1 protein-coding gene is annotated in these 437 nt (G+C 58.1%); it reads left to right on the top strand.

The window, feature by feature from the left end; genetic code table 11:
* Positions 1-437, top strand: a 437-nt coding sequence (locus F7Q90_RS26125) for a carbohydrate porin (RefSeq protein ID WP_151161214.1), incomplete at both ends; no start/stop codon positions are given.

Genomic DNA, 437 nt, shown 5'->3' with positions numbered 1-437 from the left:
CATAAACAAACGCTGGCCAACGGTGCCACCACGCGCTTCAAGGCGATGCTGGCCGACGGACAGCGCACCTACAACGACTGGACTGCCGCCAGCAGCGATCTCAACCTGCGTCAGGCGTTTGTCGAACTGGGGCAGCTACCGACCTTCACCGGTGCGTTCAAAGACTCCACGGTGTGGGCCGGTAAGCGTTTCGACCGGGATAACTTCGACATCCACTGGATCGATTCCGATGTGGTGTTCCTCGCCGGAACCGGGGCCGGTATTTACGACATGAAGTGGGGCGATGACGCCCGCAGCAACCTGTCGATTTATGGCCGCACCTTCGGGGACATCGAAAATAACGACAACACCGCGCAAAACTACATCCTGTCGCTGAATAACTTCGTCGGACCACTGCAGCTGATGGTGAGCGGCATGCGCGCGAAAGATAACGATCA

Origin of the sequence: Pantoea stewartii subsp. stewartii (assembly GCF_008801695.1) — a bacterium.
In the GTDB taxonomy this organism is placed as follows: Bacteria; Pseudomonadota; Gammaproteobacteria; order Enterobacterales; family Enterobacteriaceae; genus Pantoea; species Pantoea stewartii.
This window is presented reverse-complemented; position numbering and strand designations above follow the sequence as displayed.